Origin of the sequence: Spirillospora sp. CA-294931 (assembly GCF_050946795.1) — a bacterium.
Taxonomy (GTDB): Bacteria; Actinomycetota; Actinomycetes; order Streptosporangiales; family Streptosporangiaceae; genus Spirillospora.
Genome location: NZ_CP192006.1, coordinates 2,699,593 through 2,717,694 on the forward strand (window position 1 = coordinate 2,699,593; position 18,102 = coordinate 2,717,694).

General features: G+C 66.3%; 9 protein-coding genes, 3 rRNA genes and 1 pseudogene. 8 read left to right on the forward strand and 5 right to left on the reverse strand.

Annotated features, from left to right (window positions below):
- Nucleotides 1-46: 46 nt before the first annotated feature.
- A complete protein-coding gene (locus tag ACQPY4_RS12060; RefSeq protein ID WP_433335523.1) occupies nt 47-3,223 on the forward strand; it encodes a BTAD domain-containing putative transcriptional regulator in 3,177 nt (1,058 codons plus the stop codon).
- Here the strand turns inward: ACQPY4_RS12060 and ACQPY4_RS12065 are convergent.
- Nucleotides 3,195-3,998, reverse strand: a complete 804-nt coding sequence (locus ACQPY4_RS12065; protein WP_433335525.1) for an ABC transporter permease — start codon at nt 3,996-3,998, stop codon at nt 3,195-3,197. The genes ACQPY4_RS12060 and ACQPY4_RS12065 overlap by 29 nt on opposite strands.
- Nucleotides 3,995-4,948: an ATP-binding cassette domain-containing protein gene (locus tag ACQPY4_RS12070; protein ID WP_433335527.1), complete on the reverse strand. Its 954-nt coding sequence runs from the start codon at nt 4,946-4,948 to the stop codon at nt 3,995-3,997. Before ACQPY4_RS12070 ends, ACQPY4_RS12065 begins: the two co-directional genes overlap by 4 nt.
- A gap of 1,423 nt (nt 4,949-6,371) precedes the next feature.
- Between ACQPY4_RS12070 and ACQPY4_RS12075 the strand changes: the two genes are divergently transcribed.
- From ACQPY4_RS12075 to rrf, 3 genes are all read left to right on the forward strand, one after another.
- A 16S ribosomal RNA gene (locus ACQPY4_RS12075) occupies nt 6,372-7,890 on the forward strand.
- Between the two features lie 438 nt (nt 7,891-8,328).
- A 23S ribosomal RNA gene (locus ACQPY4_RS12080) occupies nt 8,329-11,434 on the forward strand.
- Between the two features lie 159 nt (nt 11,435-11,593).
- Nucleotides 11,594-11,710 (forward strand): 5S ribosomal RNA (gene rrf, locus ACQPY4_RS12085).
- Together the 16S, 23S and 5S rRNA genes form the textbook arrangement of a ribosomal RNA operon.
- A gap of 41 nt (nt 11,711-11,751) precedes the next feature.
- Here rrf and ACQPY4_RS12090 read toward each other — a convergent pair.
- The gene (locus ACQPY4_RS12090) at nt 11,752-11,979 is read right to left on the reverse strand and encodes a hypothetical protein (RefSeq protein ID WP_433335529.1); all 228 of its coding nucleotides are present in this window, start codon (nt 11,977-11,979) and stop codon (nt 11,752-11,754) included.
- A 328-nt stretch (nt 11,980-12,307) separates the two neighbouring features.
- Between ACQPY4_RS12090 and ACQPY4_RS12095 the strand changes: the two are divergent.
- Nucleotides 12,308-12,911: pseudogene (locus tag ACQPY4_RS12095) on the forward strand (response regulator).
- Nucleotides 12,912-12,972: 61 nt separating this feature from the next.
- Here the strand turns inward: ACQPY4_RS12095 and ACQPY4_RS12100 are convergent.
- Complete coding sequence (locus ACQPY4_RS12100) at nt 12,973-13,269, reverse strand: hypothetical protein (RefSeq protein WP_433335531.1); 297 nt, start codon at nt 13,267-13,269, stop codon at nt 12,973-12,975.
- A 7-nt stretch (nt 13,270-13,276) separates the two neighbouring features.
- Nucleotides 13,277-13,741 carry a DUF523 domain-containing protein gene (locus ACQPY4_RS12105; RefSeq protein WP_433335533.1) on the reverse strand — a complete coding sequence of 155 codons (465 nt, stop codon included), beginning with the start codon at nt 13,739-13,741 and terminating at the stop codon, nt 13,277-13,279.
- 78 nt (nt 13,742-13,819) lie between these two features.
- Here ACQPY4_RS12105 and ctaD point away from each other — a divergent pair, with 78 nt between their 5' ends.
- From ctaD to ACQPY4_RS12120, 3 genes are all read left to right on the forward strand, one after another.
- Entirely contained in the window at nt 13,820-15,475 is a 1,656-nt protein-coding gene (ctaD, locus tag ACQPY4_RS12110) for an aa3-type cytochrome oxidase subunit I (protein ID WP_433335535.1), read from the forward strand.
- A gap of 70 nt (nt 15,476-15,545) precedes the next feature.
- Nucleotides 15,546-16,235: an SAM-dependent methyltransferase gene (locus ACQPY4_RS12115; RefSeq protein WP_433335537.1), complete on the forward strand. Its 690-nt coding sequence runs from the start codon at nt 15,546-15,548 to the stop codon at nt 16,233-16,235.
- Between the two features lie 300 nt (nt 16,236-16,535).
- The gene (locus tag ACQPY4_RS12120) at nt 16,536-17,999 is read left to right on the forward strand and encodes a hypothetical protein (RefSeq protein ID WP_433335539.1); all 1,464 of its coding nucleotides are present in this window, start codon (nt 16,536-16,538) and stop codon (nt 17,997-17,999) included.
- The last annotated feature ends 103 nt before the right edge of the window (nt 18,000-18,102 follow it).

Genomic DNA, 18,102 nt, shown 5'->3' on the forward strand with positions numbered 1-18,102 from the left:
AGTCCCGAGGTCGGGGACAATGGGCGGGTCGGCAGAGGGGGAACGCGTGCGCATCGGCATTCTTGGGCCTCTGGAGGTCCGGGACGGGGCGGGCCGCCCGGTGGCGGTGAGCGGCTCGCGGCTGCGCGCGCTCCTGGTCAGGCTGGCGCTCGACGCGGGCCGGCCCGTCCCGGTCGGACGCCTGCTCGACGACCTCTGGGACGGCGACCCGCCCGGCGAGAACGCCCTGCAGGCCCTGGTCTCGCGGCTGCGCGCCGCCGCCGGGCGCGATCTGGTCGAGCACGGCCCCGGCGGCTACCGTCTCGCGATCCCCCCGGACGAGATCGACGCCGTCGCGTTCGAGCGCCGCGTGCTGGCCGCGCGAAACGAGACCGACCCCGCGCGCCGGGCCGCCGCCTTTCGGGAGGCCCTGGCCCTGTGGCGTGGCGCACCCCCCGAATACGCCGCGCCCCGACTGGAGGAACTGCGGCTCACCGCGATCGAAGACCGCACCGAGGCCGTCCTGGACGCCCGCGCCGACCTCGCCCCGCTCCTGCCCGAGCTGGAGGCGCTCGCGGCCGCCCACCCGTTGCGCGAGCGGCTGCGCGCCCAGTACATGCGGGCCCTGTACGCCTCCGGACGGCAGGCCGACGCGCTGCGCGTCTACGAAGAGACGCGGCAGGCCCTCGCCGCCGAGCTGGGCGTCGACCCCTCGCCCGAGCTCGCCGCCGCCCACCTGTCGATCCTTCGGCAGGACGCCCCCGCGCCGGTCCGCGCGCCCCGGCGCACCAACCTCAGCGCCCAGCTCACCAGCTTCGTGGGACGCGAGGAGGAGTCGGAACGGATCGGCGTCCTGCTGCGGGAGGCGCGGCTGGTCACGCTGGTCGGCCCCGGCGGCGCGGGCAAGACCCGCCTGTCGTCCGAGCTGACCGCGCGGCTGGTCGACGACCACCCCGACGGCGTGTGGTTCGTCCCGCTGGCCCCCGTAAGCGACGCCGTCGACGTCCCGCAGGCGGTCCTCTCCGGCCTCGACATGCCCGAACCGGTCCGCGTCGGCGACACCCGGGTCGTGGCCCGTCCGCTCGACCGGCTCATCGACGTCCTGGCCGGGAAGCGGATGATCCTCGTCCTGGACAACTGCGAGCACCTCATCGACGCCGTCGCCCGGCTGGTCGACCGCGTCCTGGCCGAGGCACCCGGGGTGCGGATCCTGGCCACCAGCCGCGAGCCCCTCGGCATCACCGGCGAGTCGCTGTGCCCCGTCCCTTCCCTGCCGCTGCCCCCGGAGGACGCCCCCGCCGAGGTGGCGCTGCGCTACGACTCGGTGCGGCTGTTCGCCGACCGGGGCTCGGCCGTCCGGCCCGGCTTCGCGGTGGACGCGACCACCGCCGCGCACGTGGTCGAGATCTGCCGCGCGCTCGACGGCATCCCCCTGGCCATCGAGCTCGCCGCCGCCCGACTGCGCTCCCTCACCCCGGCCCAGGTCGCCGGGCGCCTCGGCGACCGCTTCCGGCTGCTGGCCGCCGGAAGCCGCACCGCCCTGCCGCGCCACCGCACGCTCCGCGCCGTCGTCGACTGGAGCTGGGACCTCCTTGACGACGGCGAGCGCACCGTCCTGCGGCGCCTGTCGGTCTTCGCCGGCGGCGCCACCCCGGCCGCGGCCGCCGCCATCTGCGGCCTGCCCCCGGGGCCCTCACACGCCGACGACGTCATCGACGTGATCGCGTCCCTGGTGGAGAAGTCGCTGGTCATGGCCGACGGCGAGAACGACGTCCGGTACCGGCTGCTGGAGACCGTCCGCGTCTACGCCGCCGAGCGGCTTGACGAGGCCGGCGAGACCGGCACGGTCCGCTCGGCCCACGTCGCGTTCCTGCTCGACCTGGCCGAGCGCGCCGAACCCGAGCTGCGCGCCCGCGACCAGATCGTCTGGGCCGAACGCCTCAACGCCGAGCGCGACAACATCGCCGCCGCCTTCCGTCACGTCGTCGACACCCGCGACCTGGCTTCCGGCCTGCGCCTCTTCGCCGCCCTGGCCTGGTTCTGGCTCATGCGCGACCTGGAGGTGGAGGCGGGCGCCTGGGCCAAGGCGCTGCGCGAGATCACCGACGACCCGCCCGCGGGCCTGGAAGAGGCCGACGCCATCTGCCGCTTGTTCGCCACGCTGGTGGAGGAGATGGGCTCCCCCGAAGGGTCCACGCCCAAGAGCATGAACGCGGCACTGGACCGCGGGCTGGCCTTCGTCCCCGAGGAACCCCGCCACCCGGGTCTCGTGCTCGTCCGCCCGGCCGCCCTGCTCCTCCGGGGAGACTCGGACGGCGCCAGCGAGGGACTGCGACGCGTCATCGACCATCCCGACCCCTGGGTCGGGGCTGTCGCCCGGGTGATCCTCGGCCACATCGCGCTCAACGCCGGCGAGATCGACACCGGCCACGACCATCTGCGCGCCGCCTACGAAGGCCTCCGGACGATCGGCGACCGCTGGGGAATGATGGTCGCGCTCGGCGGCCTGATGGAGCTCGCCCTGGCACGCGGTGAGACGGCCCTGTGCGTCCGCTTCGGCGAGGAGGCGCTCGGCTACGCCACCGGCGGCGTCAGCCCCGAACAGGGGGCGGCCGTCCGCGTCCTGCTGGCCCGCGCCTACGCCGAGGACGGCGACGTCGAACGCGCCCGAAGCGAGCTCCACCGCGGCATCGCCGACGCCGAGCGCATCGGCGAGTTCCCCGACGCCGCCACCGGACTGCTGTGGCTGGCCGAGCTGGCGCGCCGCGAGGGCGACCTGGCCGCCGCCCGCCCCTCGCTCGAACGCGCCCTCGACCTCGTCCAGACCCGCAAGACCCGGCCCGACATGGTCTCGACCACCGCCATGACGTTCAGCCGCCTGGGCTCCCTCAGCGAGCAGGCGGGCGACCTCGCCGCGGCCGAAAGCTGGCACACACGCGCGCTGCGCGAGACGTCCGACGACATCTTCCTGCGCAATCCCCTCGTGGCCCTCCTACTCGAAGGCATCGCCGCCTACCACGCCGCCGTCGGCGACCACGTCCGCGCCGCCGAACTGCTCGGCACCGCCCACACCCTGCACGGCTACCGGGACGCCCTCAGCTACGACGTCCAGCGCGCCACGTCCGCCGCCGAGGCCGCCCTGGGCCCCGACGGCTTCGCGGAGGCCTACGAACGCGGCCGCAAGACCAGCCGCGACGAGGCCGTCGCCGTGAAACTCACACCCGCCGGGCATACAACCGCATAGCGATCGGGAACGTCACCGCCACGATCGCCGCCGCCCACGCCAGCGTGTACCAGACATGGTTCCCGACCGGCCCGCCCACCATCAGGGCCCGGACCGACTCGGCCAGATGCGACACCGGATTGACCTTGGCCCACGCCTCCAGCCACCCCGGCATCGTCGAGGTGTTCGGCATCAGCACGCTGCTCCCGAACGTCAGCGGCATCACCCACAGCATCGCCAGCCCCTGCACCGTGTCAGGCGAGGGCGCGAACAACCCCACGAGCACCGAGATCCACGACACCGCCAGGTAGAACACATAGGCCAGCGCGAACGCCGCCATCACCGACAGGGGATCGGTGTGGAACCGGAACCCCAGCAGCGACCCGAACGCGACCAGCATCACCATCATCATGCAGAACCGCACCGTGTCGCCCAGCACCGACCCGATCAGCGGCGCGGACCGCGCGATCGGCAGGCTCCGGAACCGGTCGAACACCCCCTTGTGGATGTCCTCGTTGAGCGCCACGCCGAGACCCATCGTCCCGAACATCGCCATCTGCGCCACCAGCCCGGGAAGCAGCTGCTGGAGATAGGCGTGCGTGCTCCCCGAGATGGCACCGCCGAACACGTACAGGAACAGCAGCAGGAACACCACCGGCATCAATGTCACGTCCAGCAGCTTCTCCGGCGAATGCCTGAGCTGGACGACGTTGCGCCACGCCAGCGTCAGCGCGTGCCGCGCCGTCCGCTGGGGACTGATCCGTCCGGGCGGTGCCTTCACCGCGATCGCCGTCATGCCATGCTCCTTTCGGGAACGGAGAACTCGGTCAGAGCCAGGAAGACCTCGTCGAGACTCGGCATCCGCAACGCCAGCTCGGACGCGGCGATCCCGACCTCCTCCAGCTCGCGGACCAGTGCCGGCAGCACGCCCGCCCCGGACGCGGGCGCCGTCACCAGCCCCGCCGCGATGTCCACCTCCGGCCGCTCACCGGTCAGCCGGGCCACGATCGCCGCGAGCTGCTCGGCCCGGTACGGCTCCTCGGCCCTGACCACCAGCGTCTGCCGTCCGGTCCTGGCCTTCAGCTCCGACGCCGTGCCCTCGGCCACGACCCGACCGTGGTCGAACACCGCGATCCGGTCGGCCAGCGCGTCGGCCTCCTCCAGATACTGCGTGGTCAGCAGCACCGTCGCACCCTCGGCCACCACACCGCGCACCGTGTCCCAGACCTCGTTGCGCGCCCTCGGGTCCAGACCCGTGGTCGGCTCGTCCAGAAAGATCACCTCGGGCCGGTTCACCAGGCTCGCCGCCAGATCGAGCCGCCGCCGCATCCCACCGGAATACGTCTTGGCCGCACGCCCCGCCGCCTCGGTCAACCGGAACCGCTCCAACAGCTCCCGGGTACGAGCCTTGGCCTCGCCCCTCCTGAAGTCGAGCAGCCGGGCGATCATCATCAGGTTCTCGGTCCCGGTCAGCTCCTCGTCCACGGATGCGTACTGCCCGGTCAACCCGATCATCGCCCGCGCCCGGACGGCATCGCGCACGACGTCGTACCCGCACACCGCCGCCCGTCCGGCGTCCGGACGCAGCAACGTCGCCAGTACCCGAACCGCCGTCGTCTTCCCCGCCCCGTTAGGCCCGAGCACCCCCAGAACAGTGCCCCGCCGCGCGGAGATGTCGACCCCGTCCAGAGCCCGGGTCTCCCCGAACCTCTTCAGAAGCCCCTCCGCCAGAATCACCTCGTCCACATCAACCCTTCCGTCGTTCGTCGAGATCGCCCCCACCTTCGCCCCCTCGCCTGACACCCCACCCACACCCGGCCTCCACCCCCTGACACCCCACTGACACGCCCCCGGGACAACCCCGCTCTGCCCACGCCCACCCCCGAAAGGCGCCCCTTGACCAGCCCAACCCCCGCCTGACACGCCCGCCCCAACCCAAAGCCCCCGCCTGGAAGAACCACCCCCTCGCCCACAAGCCGGGCCAGTTCCGGGACGGTCCCCCGAGGGCTGGACCGCTCTCCGCTGCCGTCCGGGGTGGGAGCGTCGCGTGAGCCCAGGCCCAGCCCATCGTCTCGACGCTCTTGTTCTCCCTCACTCCCCGCTTTGCTTCGCAAATGGGCCACGCGCGCCACGGTCTTGCAGACCGTCCCCGGGGGCTTGGCTGCGCCCCTCTGATCCCCCTGCGGGGGAGGTACGTCGCGTCAGTTCCAGCCGCAGCCCACCACCTCGACCACGCCCAGGACGGCAGCGCCTGGTTGCGCTTCCCGCTGCCGCCGCGAGCACGGTTCTCGGCCGAGCCGGGAGAGCCTCACAAGCGGCGCGCAGTCGGAGCCGGTCTATCGATGGAGCGTGACCCCGTTCGGGTGTGTGTTGTGGCGCCTGGGGCGGATTTGCAAGGCCCTGCCAGGCTCGCGGAGCCGACTTTGAATGGAATTCTTTGGTGACCCGGCACACGTTCCCGCGCGTGGTTGGCTGTGCTTCGAGTTCGTGGCCAGATACGCGGAGAATCAGGCGTTCTGCGGGTGTCTCTGGTGTGACCTGCGGGTTCACAAGACCTGACGCGCGGGCGACGCGCCTGATTTGACGAGGCATCGGGAGCTGCCTAATGTTCTCCATGCCCCAAGGGGATGCGGACGCCGCGAGGCGGACGCCCCAGGGGACGGCCACTCTGAAGAAAACGGTTCGAAGCTTGCTCCGACCCGATGTACTCTGGAGTGGCTAGCCCAGACGGGATGCAGGACGCCGCAAGGTGGCCGGCTCGAGGGACACCACCGAAAGATCAAACACGGGCGACTCTGGTTGCCCGCGATGACGCATGGTGGGCTGGGCAAGGTTCAGGTCCATCGATCAAGCTAGACCGGTTGACAGGAGCGAAGATCCTGGTAAGGTAGAAGGGTTGCCCCGGAGCCAGCCTCACGCAAGTGAGTGTGGGCGCGGTGGGTGTCCGTTTCTTGAGAACTCAACAGCGTGTTAAAAGCCAGTGCCTTTATAGGCCAGGGCCTTCTTTGTGAGGGTCTTGGTCGCCCCGTGGCCACTGTCCGTTTGGATGGTGGTGGGGATTTCTTTGAGGCAAGCAGCCCCTCTGTTGGAGGGGTTTGTATTGTCAGGATGTTTCACTCATAGGGTTTGGCGGGTTCCGGGTTCGCCCCCGGAGCTTGTCGTTTGGACCTTAATGGAGAGTTTGATCCTGGCTCAGGACGAACGCTGGCGGCGTGCTTAACACATGCAAGTCGAGCGGAAAGGCCCCTTCGGGGGTACTCGAGCGGCGAACGGGTGAGTAACACGTGAGCAACCTGCCCCTGACTCTGGGATAAGCCTGGGAAACTGGGTCTAATACCGGATATAACCACTGATCGCATGGTTTGGTGGTGGAAAGTTTTTCGGTTGGGGATGGGCTCGCGGCCTATCAGCTTGTTGGTGGGGTGATGGCCTACCAAGGCGACGACGGGTAACCGGCCTGAGAGGGCGACCGGTCACACTGGGACTGAGACACGGCCCAGACTCCTACGGGAGGCAGCAGTGGGGAATATTGCGCAATGGGCGGAAGCCTGACGCAGCGACGCCGCGTGGGGGATGACGGCCTTCGGGTTGTAAACCTCTTTCAGCAGGGACGAAGCTAACGTGACGGTACCTGCAGAAGAAGCGCCGGCTAACTACGTGCCAGCAGCCGCGGTAATACGTAGGGCGCAAGCGTTGTCCGGAATTATTGGGCGTAAAGAGCTCGTAGGCGGTTTGTTGCGTCCGTCGTGAAAGCCCACGGCTTAACTGTGGGTCTGCGGTGGATACGGGCAGACTAGAGGCAGGTAGGGGAGCATGGAATTCCCGGTGTAGCGGTGAAATGCGCAGATATCGGGAGGAACACCGGTGGCGAAGGCGGTGCTCTGGGCCTGTACTGACGCTGAGGAGCGAAAGCGTGGGGAGCGAACAGGATTAGATACCCTGGTAGTCCACGCCGTAAACGTTGGGCGCTAGGTGTGGGGTCCTTCCACGGATTCCGCGCCGTAGCTAACGCATTAAGCGCCCCGCCTGGGGAGTACGGCCGCAAGGCTAAAACTCAAAGGAATTGACGGGGGCCCGCACAAGCGGCGGAGCATGTTGCTTAATTCGACGCAACGCGAAGAACCTTACCAAGGCTTGACATCGCCGGAAAACCATCAGAGATGGTGGGTCCTTTTTGGGCCGGTGACAGGTGGTGCATGGCTGTCGTCAGCTCGTGTCGTGAGATGTTGGGTTAAGTCCCGCAACGAGCGCAACCCTCGTTCCATGTTGCCAGCACGTTATGGTGGGGACTCATGGGAGACCGCCGGGGTCAACTCGGAGGAAGGTGGGGATGACGTCAAGTCATCATGCCCCTTATGTCTTGGGCTGCAAACATGCTACAATGGCCGGTACAGAGGGCTGCGATACCGTAAGGTGGAGCGAATCCCTTAAAGCCGGTCTCAGTTCGGATTGGGGTCTGCAACTCGACCCCATGAAGTCGGAGTCGCTAGTAATCGCAGATCAGCAACGCTGCGGTGAATACGTTCCCGGGCCTTGTACACACCGCCCGTCACGTCACGAAAGTCGGCAACACCCGAAGCCCGTGGCCCAACCACTTGTGGGGGGAGCGGTCGAAGGTGGGGCCGGCGATTGGGACGAAGTCGTAACAAGGTAGCCGTACCGGAAGGTGCGGCTGGATCACCTCCTTTCTAAGGAGCACCAACTGGCCATCACGAACCCCGCGAGGGGTTGTGAGGGTCGGTGGCTGTCTTCGGTAGCGAATGTCTGCCGGGCAGCTGCTCATAGATGTGGAGCACTGGCTACTCAGCAAGTCTTCCTGTGTGACTTGGCTAGTACCGCCCCCTTGCGGGGGTGGGGAACGGCAAGCTTGGGCGGGAGACTGGTTGGACACGCTGTTGGGTCCTGAGGAAACGGACCCTTCAGCCCCAGATCATCACCTTTGGGTGGTGGGTTGGGGCTGGGTTGTTTCTTCTGGATTGCGGGACCAGATTCTTGCTTCTTGGTTGGGGTGAGGTTTGGTGGGCCTGCTTGTTTTTTGAGAACTACACAGTGGACGCGAGCATCTCTGATAGATCACTGCTCTTTTGAGTGGTGGTCTCTCTGCGATTTGTTTGATCGTTTTGTGTGTTCAAGTTTTTAAGGGCATACGGTGGATGCCTTGGCATCAGGAGCCGATGAAGGACGTGGGAGCCTGCGATATGCCTCGGGGAGTCGGCAACCAGACTTTGATCCGGGGATTTCCGAATGGGGAAACCTGGCACTCGTCATGGGGTGTCGCCGCCGTCTGAATGTATAGGGCGGTTGGTGGGAACGCGGGGAAGTGAAACATCTCAGTACCCGCAGGAAGAGAAAACAATTGTGATTCCGTGAGTAGTGGTGAGCGAAAGCGGAGGAGCCTAAACCGTGCGCGTGTGATACCTGGTAGGGGTTGCGTGTGCGGGGTTGTGGGACCACCTGGCTAGATCTACCAGTCTGGCAGGAAGTTATAAAGTGACGTGATAGTTGAACGGCTTGGGATGGCCGACCGTAGACGGTGAGAGTCCGGTAGACGAAATTGCGTTGCCTTTCTGGTGTGTTCCCGAGTAGCACGGGGCCCGTGAAATCCCGTGTGAATCTGCCACGACCACGTGGTAAGGCTGAATACTTCCTGATGACCGATAGCGGACCAGTACCGTGAGGGAAAGGTGAAAAGTGCCCCGGTGAGGGGTCGTGAAATAGTACCTGAAACCGTGTGCCTACAAGCCGTCAGAGCCTCCTACAAGGACACTTGTGTTTTTGTTTGGTGATGGCGTGCCTTTTGAAGAATGAGCCTGCGAGTTATGGTGTGTGGCGAGGTTAACCGGTGTCGGGTAGCCGTAGCGAAAGCGAGTCTGAATAGGGCGTTTTAGTCGCATGCTGTAGACCCGAAGCGGGGTGATCTAGCCATGGGCAGGGTGAAGCGCCGGTAAGACGGTGTGGAGGCCCGAACCCACCAGGGTTGAAAACCTGGGGGATGACCTGTGGTTAGGGGTGAAAGGCCAATCAAACTCCGTGATAGCTGGTTCTCCCCGAAATGCATTTAGGTGCAGCGTTGCGTGTTTCTTGCCGGAGGTAGAGCTACTGGATGGCTAATGGGCCCTACAAGGTTACTGACGTCAGCCAAACTCCGAATGCCGGTAAGTGAGAGCGTGGCAGTGAGACTGCGGGGGATAAGCTTCGTAGTCGAGAGGGAAACAGCCCAGATCATCGGCTAAGGCCCCTAAGCGTGTGCTAAGTGGTAAAGGATGTGGAGTTGCCGTGACAACCAGGAGGTTGGCTTAGAAGCAGCCATCCTTGAAAGAGTGCGTAATAGCTCACTGGTCAAGTGATTCCGCGCCGACAATGTAGCGGGGCTCAAGCACACCGCCGAAGCCGTGGCACTCCAACTTGTTGGGGTGGGTAGGGGAGCGTCCTGCAGCCGGTGAAGCCGCCGAGTGATCGAGTGGTGGAGGCTGTGGGAGTGAGAATGCAGGCATGAGTAGCGAATCACACGTGAGAAACGTGTGCGCCGGATGACCAAGGGTTCCTGGGGCAGGCTAATCCGCCCAGGGTAAGTCGGGACCTAAGGCGAGGCCGACAGGCGTAGTCGATGGACAACGGGTTGATATTCCCGTACCCGCTGGTATGCGCCAACGCTGAACCCTCTGATGCTAACCACCCGAACTCTGCTGTGGGTCTTCGGACCTGTGGTGGGGGGAGCGTGGGGCCCGAGGGGGTAGTAGGTGAGCGATGGGGTGACGCAGGAGGGTAGCTCAGCCCAGGCGATGGTTGTCCTGGGGTAAGCCTGTAGCCCGGTGTGTAGGTAAATCCGCACACTGTTAAGGGTGAGAGGTGATGCCGAGCCGTTTTAGGTGAAGTGAGTGATCCCATGCTGCCGAGAAAAGCCTCTAGTGAGTGTACCGGCGGCCCGTACCCCAAACCGACTCAGGTGGTCAGGTAGAGAATACCAAGGCGATCGGGTGAACTGTGGTTAAGGAACTCGGCAAATTGCCCCCGTAACTTTGGGAGAAGGGGGACCACGCCCGGTGAGCACCCTTGCGGTGGGAGCTGGGTGGGGTCGCAGAGGCCAGGGGGAAGCGACTGTTTACTAAAAACACAGGTCCGTGCGAAGTCGTAAGACGCGGTATACGGACTGACGCCTGCCCGGTGCCGGAACGTTAAGAGGACCGGTTAGACCTGTAAGGGTCGAGGCTGAGAATCTAAGCGCCGGTAAACGGCGGTGGTAACTATAACCATCCTAAGGTAGCGAAATTCCTTGTCGGGTAAGTTCCGACCTGCACGAATGGCGTAACGACTTCCCCGCTGTCTCAACCACAGGCCCGGCGAAATTGCAGTACGAGTAAAGATGCTCGTTTCGCGCAGCAGGACGGAAAGACCCCGGGACCTTCACTATAGCTTGGCATTGGCGTTTGGAGCGTCTTGTGTAGGATAGGTGGGAGACTGTGAAACTCAGACGCCAGTTTGGGTGGAGTCGTTGGTGAAATACCACTCTGGTCGTTTTGAGCGTCTAACCCGCACCCGTGGATCCGGGTGGGGGACAGTGCCTGGTGGGTAGTTTAACTGGGGCGGTTGCCTCCCAAAGAGTAACGGAGGCGCCCAAAGGTTCCCTCAGCCTGGTTGGCAATCAGGTGGCGAGTGCAAGGGCACAAGGGAGCTTGACTGTGAGACCGACAGGTCGAGCAGGTGCGAAAGCAGGGCCTAGTGATCCGGCACCGGCGTGTGGAAGCGGTGTCGCTCAACGGCTAAAAGGTACCCCGGGGATAACAGGCTGATCTTCCCCAAGAGTCCATATCGACGGGATGGTTTGGCACCTCGATGTCGGCTCGTCGCATCCTGGGGCTGGAGTAGGTCCCAAGGGTTGGGCTGTTCGCCCATTAAAGCGGCACGCGAGCTGGGTTTAGAACGTCGCGAGACAGTTCGGTCCCTATCCGCTGCGCGCGTAGGAGAATTGAGAGGGTCTGTCCCTAGTACGAGAGGACCGGGACGGACGAACCTCTGGTGTGCCAGTTGTCCCGCCAGGGGCACGGCTGGTTGGCTACGTTCGGTCGGGATAACCGCTGAAAGCATCTAAGCGGGAAGCCTTCCTCAAGATGAGTTCTCCCACCCCTTTGTGGGTGTAAGGCCCCCAAGAGACGATTGGGTTGATAGGCCAGAAATGGAAGCGCCGTGAGGTGTGGAGTTGACTGGTACTAATAGGCCGAGTGGCTTGAACACACTGAACGTTCAAACCAATCGCAGTTCTGCTGAGTGTTCGCGTCCCTGTGTGGTTCCCAGAAAACAAACGGGAACCCGATAATTGAATGTCTGAGCCCGAGTTGCTTGGACGACAAGCTTCCAACACGCCACTATTTGTGGTGGGTGTTGGGTTGGTCGTTCGGTGGTTTTGGCGAGGGGGAAACACCCGGTCCCATCCCGAACCCGGAAGTTAAGCCCTTCAGCGCCGATGGTACTGCACGGGAGACTGTGTGGGAGAGTAGGACACCGCCGGACTCATATTGCAGGAAGGCCCCGCCGTCACGGCGGGGCCTTTCTCATTTCCAGAGCCAGTAGAGCACGACGGCGCTGGCGAGCACTCCGCCCGTCCTGCCACACATGAACGACGTCGGCTCCTCCCCGATGAGGGAGAGAGCGACGTCCGCGGCGAGGACGGTGGCGGCGAGCGTGCCGAAGACTACGACGAACTTCTTCGCCGTGCCGAGGGCCTGACCAGCGAGTCGCTGGTTGATGCTCTGGGCCGCGGTCTGCGTGTCGGTTTCCACGCTCACGACGCTACGAAGCGCTGGACGGACGCGGTATCCGCCTGGTCCCACGGATGGGTGGGGTTAGACCTATTCCTATGCTGACCAGGGCAGATATGGGTTCCGGACGGTGGACCCGCCGATCGGGTCCGCCCTCTATTTCGGAATCGCCGAGCTGGTGACCAACGCGATCAAGCACACCCATGCGTCCCGGGGGCGGCCGGGGTGGAGCCGGTGAGCGGGGCGGTGGAGGGCTCGCGGGGCTGCGGCGGCATCTCGCGGTCTTTGGTGGCGGCCTGGAGATCACCAGCCCGGCCGGTGGGCCGACCTGCGTGAGGATGATGGTTCCGTGCGAATCGTTGTAGCCGAGGATCTCTACCTGCTGCGCGAAGGATGGTCCGCCTCGTCGAGGCGTACGGGCAGCAGGTGGTGGCGACGGCGGCGACCGGGCCCGAGACGCTCGAAGCCCTGCTCTCCTGGCGGTCGGACGTCGCCATCGTCGATGTCCGGATGCCGCCGACCCAGTCGGACGGGGGCCTGCGCGCGGCCCTTGATGCCCGCGCGCAGCTGCCCGGGTTGCCGATTCTGATCCTGTTGCAGCACGTCGTGGAGCTGTATGCCCGTGAACTCCTGGCCGATGGTGCCGGTGGCATCGGCTACTTCCTCAAGGAGAACGTGTTCGACGCCGATCAGTTCATCGACGCCTTGGAACGCGTCGCCGGCGGCGGCACGGCCATGGCCCCGGCTGTCATCGCCAAGCTTCTGTCGAGTGGATCATCCATTCCGTGCTCGGGCGCATGGCCGAGGGGCTGTCCAACCAGGCCATCGGCCGACGGCTGTTCCTCAGCGACAGCGCCATCAGCAAGTACACGACGTGCATGCTCGGCATCAGCGATGACGACGACGGCACCCGTCGCGTCTTGGCCGTCTTCGCTTATCTGAACGTGCCCTGAGGCACCCAGCGCGCGGTCGGCAGGTGTCTTGGACCGGTGGACGGCCTCGAAATGCCGCCGCTCAGCCGGAGAGTTCGGCGTCGACGCGTTCTCGCCAGTCGCCGTCGGCCAGTTCGGCGCCCACCAGGAGATCACGCCAGTCGGTTCGGCCGAGGGTGATGGCGGAGTTCAGGCGGGTGAGGTCGGCCGAGGCGGCGCGGAGGGCGGCCAGCTGGATGCGCTCGACCGGTGGGGAGTCGCGAGGTTCGTCCGGGAAGACGTCGGCGGTCAGCCCGGCCAGTGCGGCGCAGACCAGGTCGGTGTGGGCGGGGAAATCAGTTTCGACGCGTCGGCGCATCCGGGTGGAGATCCAGGCCATGGTGGGGCTAACCCCTTTCGAGGATCTCTAGATAGTCGGCGGCCGCGACGAGCTCGTCCTCGCTGAAGACGCGGATACCGGCGTCCTCCAGCAGTTCGGTGGTGACGCCCCGGCCGGGGACGGTGGAGCCGGAGAAGGTGCCGTCGTACACTCGTCCGCTGCCGCAGGAGGGGCTGCCCTCCTTGAGGACGGCGAGCCGGACGTCCCATCGCCGTGCGGTGTCGAGGGCCTGGCGGGCACCGCGGTGGAACGGTTCGGTGACGTCGTCGCCCGCGTCGGTCAGGATGCGGGTGCCGACGATCTCCGCGGGAGGGCGTGGAACGGGCAGCCCGCCCGAGATCTCCGGACAGACCGATACGAGGCGGCCCTCCGCGCGCCACCGGGTCCAGATCGCGTCTGCCACGGGTTTGGCGCCACCGTCATAGCGGACGGGGCTCCCCAGCAGGCAGGCGCTCACCAGGATTCGCTCCATGCCTCCAGAGTAGGGGCCCTTGCGCGGGCCCAGACCCTGACGAATAGTTGAGGGAACCCGTCCCAAGGGGAGCCCGGCATGGTCCTGCTCGGACGTCCGCTCCCGGAGGCGCCGGCACGCGAGCGGCGTCCCCGGGGCTCGGTACTCGTTACGTGGATCACGACCACCGACCACAAGGTGATCGGGTACCTGTACCTGATCACCTCGTTCACCTTCTTCCTGCTGGCCGGGCTGATGGCCATGGTCCTCAGGGCCGAGCTGGCCGAGCCGGGGCGCCAGCTCGTGAGCAACGAGCAGTTCAACCAGATGTTCACCGTGCACGGCACGGTGATGCTGCTGCTGTTCGCGACGCCGCTGTTCGTCGGCTTCGCGAACGTCATCATGCCGCTGCAGATCGGGTCGCCGGACGTGGCGTTCCCACGCCTCAACATGCTCAGCTACTGGCTGTTCCTGTTCGGCGGGCTGATCGTCTTCGCGTCCTTCATCGCGCCGGGCGGTGCCGCGAGCTTCGGCTGGACGGCCTATGCCCCGCTGACCAGCGACATCAGATCTCCGGGCGTCGGCGCCGATATGTGGATCATGGGGCTGGCGCTGTCCGGCTTCGGGACGATCCTGGGCGGCGTCAACTTCATCACCACGATCATCGGGATGCGGGCCCCGGGCATGACGATGTTCCGGATGCCGATCTTCACCTGGAACATCCTGCTGACCAGCCTGCTGGTGCTGATGGCGTTCCCGATCCTGGCCGCCGCGCTGCTGGTGCTGGAGTCCGACCGCCGGCTCGGCTCGCACGTGTTCGACGCCGAGACCGGCGGGGCGCTGCTGTGGCAGCACCTGTTCTGGTTCTTCGGCCATCCCGAGGTCTACATCATCGCGCTGCCGTTCTTCGGCATCATCACCGAGATCATTCCCGTGTTCAGCCGCAAGCCCCTGTTCGGCTATTTCGGCATGGTCGGCGCGACGATCACGATCGCGGGCCTGTCCATGGCCGTCTGGGCGCACCACATGTTCACCACCGGGCAGGTGCTGCTGCCGTTCTTCTCGTTCATGACGTTCCTGATCGCGGTGCCGACCGGTGTGAAGTTCTTCAACTGGGTCGGGACGATGTGGCGCGGCCGGCTCAGCTTCGAGACGCCCATGCTGTGGTCGATCGGCTTCCTGGTGACGTTCCTCTTCGGCGGCCTGACCGGCATCATCCTGGCGTCACCGCCGCTCGACTTCCACGTCCAGGACTCCTACTTCGTGGTCGGCCACTTCCATTACGTGGTATTCGGGACGGTCGTATTCGCGATGTTCGCGGGTTTCTATTTCTGGTGGCCGAAGATGACCGGGAAGATGCTGAACGAGACCCTCGGCAAGATCCACTTCTGGTTCCTGTTCGTCGGATTCCACACGACCTTCCTCGTTCAGCACTGGCTGGGCGCCGAGGGAATGCCCCGCCGCTACGCCGACTATCCCGAGGAGTTCGCCGGACTGAATCGCCTTTCCACCATCGGGGCGTTCATTCTCGGCGTCTCCACCTTGTTCTTCCTCTACAACGTCTACCGCACGGCCCGCCACGCCCCGCGCGTGGCCACCGACGACCCTTGGGGTTTCGGTCATTCCCTAGAGTGGGCCACGTCCTGTCCGCCACCCCGGCACAACTTCACGTCCATCCCGAAGATCCGTTCCGAAAGACCGGCATTCGACCTGCACTATCCGACTCTGGAGCACAAACAGGGGACGAATGGGTAGTGCATTGACCATGAGTGGTCATTGAATCACTTTCGACGCACGCGATAACACAGGGCCATAAGTTGACCACATGGAGCGACAGGAAGGACCGGTCCAGCGCGACTGGGCCGCATGGCACGGAGCCTATGACGACCCCCGTTCGGCGCTTTCCCGCCGCCTGAGATCCGTTCAGCAACGCGTCCGCGAGGCGCTCGACTCCGCCCCACCCGGGCCGATCCGCGTCGTGAGCACCTGTGCCGGCCAGGGCCGCGACCTGATCGGTGCCGTCAAGCGGCACCCCCGCCGCCATGACCTGGTCGGCCGTCTGGTCGAGCTCGACGAGGCCAACGTCCGGGCGGCGTCCGGGGCCGCGCGGCGCGCGGGTCTCGACGGCCTGGACGTGGTCGTCGGCGACGCGTCCCGCACCGACGCCTATGTCGGCGCGGTCCCCGCCGATCTCGTCCTGATCTGCGGTGTCTTCGGCAACATCACCGACCCTGACGTGGAACGCGCCATCTCCCTGCTGCCACAACTCTGCGCGGAGAACGCCCAGGTCATCTGGACCCGCAACCGCCAGCCCCCCGACCTCACCCCCGACCTGTGCCGCTGGTTCGAGAAGCACGGCTTCCAGAAGCGCTGGCTCTCCCCACCCGAAGAGAGGGCCTACGGCGTGGGCGCGCACCGCTACACCGGCGCCCCGATTCCTCTGGAACCAGGCGTCCGCCTCTTCACCTTCATCGGCTACGACACCCTGAGAAACGGAGCCCCCTGGCCCCAGTAGAGAGCACCCGAACGCCCGGCCCCCAAGGCCGGGCGTTCCATCGTCCGTGGCTGTGAGGTGGCCTCCCTCCGGCCGTGCGCCGCGGAGTCCGAGTCGCGGTGCAGGTCAGCGACATGTGCCCGGCATTCGGATCCCTTTCCGCGGCCTTCCTTTGGTTCCGGGCGATCAAGGTATTTCAAACGTTTGGTAAACCCCTTTTGTCCGTGGAGCGTCTTTTTGGTGAACGAAGATGATCACTGGATGGGGGCTTTAGTGCGTTTCAGCAGATCAGTGGTTGCGCTCGCGGTGGCGAGTGCCGCGATGACGTTTGGTGTGGGCACGGCACAAGCGGCGCCGCGGGCGGAGTGCCAGGAAGACAGTGTCGATTTCAACGGGGACGGCTGTGCCGACATCGTGGTCGGAGACCCGGGCGCCGCGGTGTCCGGAACGGCGCGTGCGGGACGGATCAATGTGGTCTACGGCGGTGAGGGCGACAAGGTCGCCCTGCTGTCGCAGGGACAGGCCGGTGTCGGTGACACCCCGGAGGCCGACGACGGCTTCGGCAGCGTCGTCCGGACGCTGAAGGTCAACGCCGACAAGTACACCGACCTGGTCGTGGGCGTGCCCTCGGAATCGGTCGGAACCGCCGACGACGCGGGCGCCGTCCACGTGATCTATGGGTCGGCCGCGGGGCTCGGCGGCGGCCAGGCCGCCCTGGTGCTGCGTCAGGGTGCCGGTGGCATCGCGGGCACGCCCAAGGCGGGCGACCGCTTCGGCGCGGCGCTGGGCGTCAACAGGACGACCGACCGCGACGAGGGTATGCCGTCCCCCGGCGTCGCGGTGGGCGCGCCGGGTGTGGACGTGGACGGCGCCGCGGACGCGGGAGCGGCGGGAGTCGTCCACTTCGACGGGGAGACCGGGGGAGTCGCCGAGGCCGCGATGATCACGCAGAACAGCCCCGGCATCAGCGGCGGCTCCGAGGCCGGCGACCGGTTCGGCACCGCGGTCGACGTGTACGCGGGCGGTTCCACGAACGGGGTCCGCGGCTACACCTTGGCCGTGGGCGTGCCGGGGGAGGACCTGGAGACCACGAAGGACGCGGGCATGGTGCACGTGGCCACGAGTCTGAGCAGCGACGCGCCGTTGACGCAGGAAACCGCGGGCGTGGCCGGCACCCCGGAGACCGGCGACCAGTTCGGCGCCGCCCTGTCGGCCGCGGCGTACCACGAGATCGACGGTCCGACCAGCCTCCGGCTGGCGATCGGCGTCCCCACCGAGGACATCGGTTCGGTCGCCGACGCCGGAATGGCGTATCTGTTCTTCACCGAGGACAAGGACGAGGTGCCGCTGTCACAGCGGTGGAGCGTCGACCAGGACATCGTCGGAGTGGCGGACACGGCCGAGGCGGGAGACCGGTTCGGCTCGGTGCTGGAGCTGGAGGGCGCGCGGCACGACACCGTCGGGTCGCTCCTGGTCGGTCTGCCGAACGAGGACGTCGGTGCCGCGGCCGACGCCGGTGCGGTGCACAGGTTCGACCCGATGGCCGGCGCGCCGGCCACCAACAACACCCTGATCACTCAGTCGAACTACGCCGGCAAGCCCGAGGCCGGTGACCACTTCGGTGCCGCCTTGAGCAGCCGTCCCGAAGGCAGCGAACTGGTCGGCGCCCCCGATGACGTGACCCACAGCCAGGGTGCCGCGCACGGCTTCCTCAGAGGGGTGTTCGTTCCCGGAAGCGATGGTGTCCCGGCGGGCGCCGTCCGCTTCGGTGCCGCGGTCGCCTGACCGTTCGCTGCCTCGCCGCAACCTCAGCCCCGCGTGCGAGTGCGTTACCCAGCCCGGGGGAAGCGAAGCCGAAAGGCGAGCTTCCCCCGGGCTATTTGTTAGA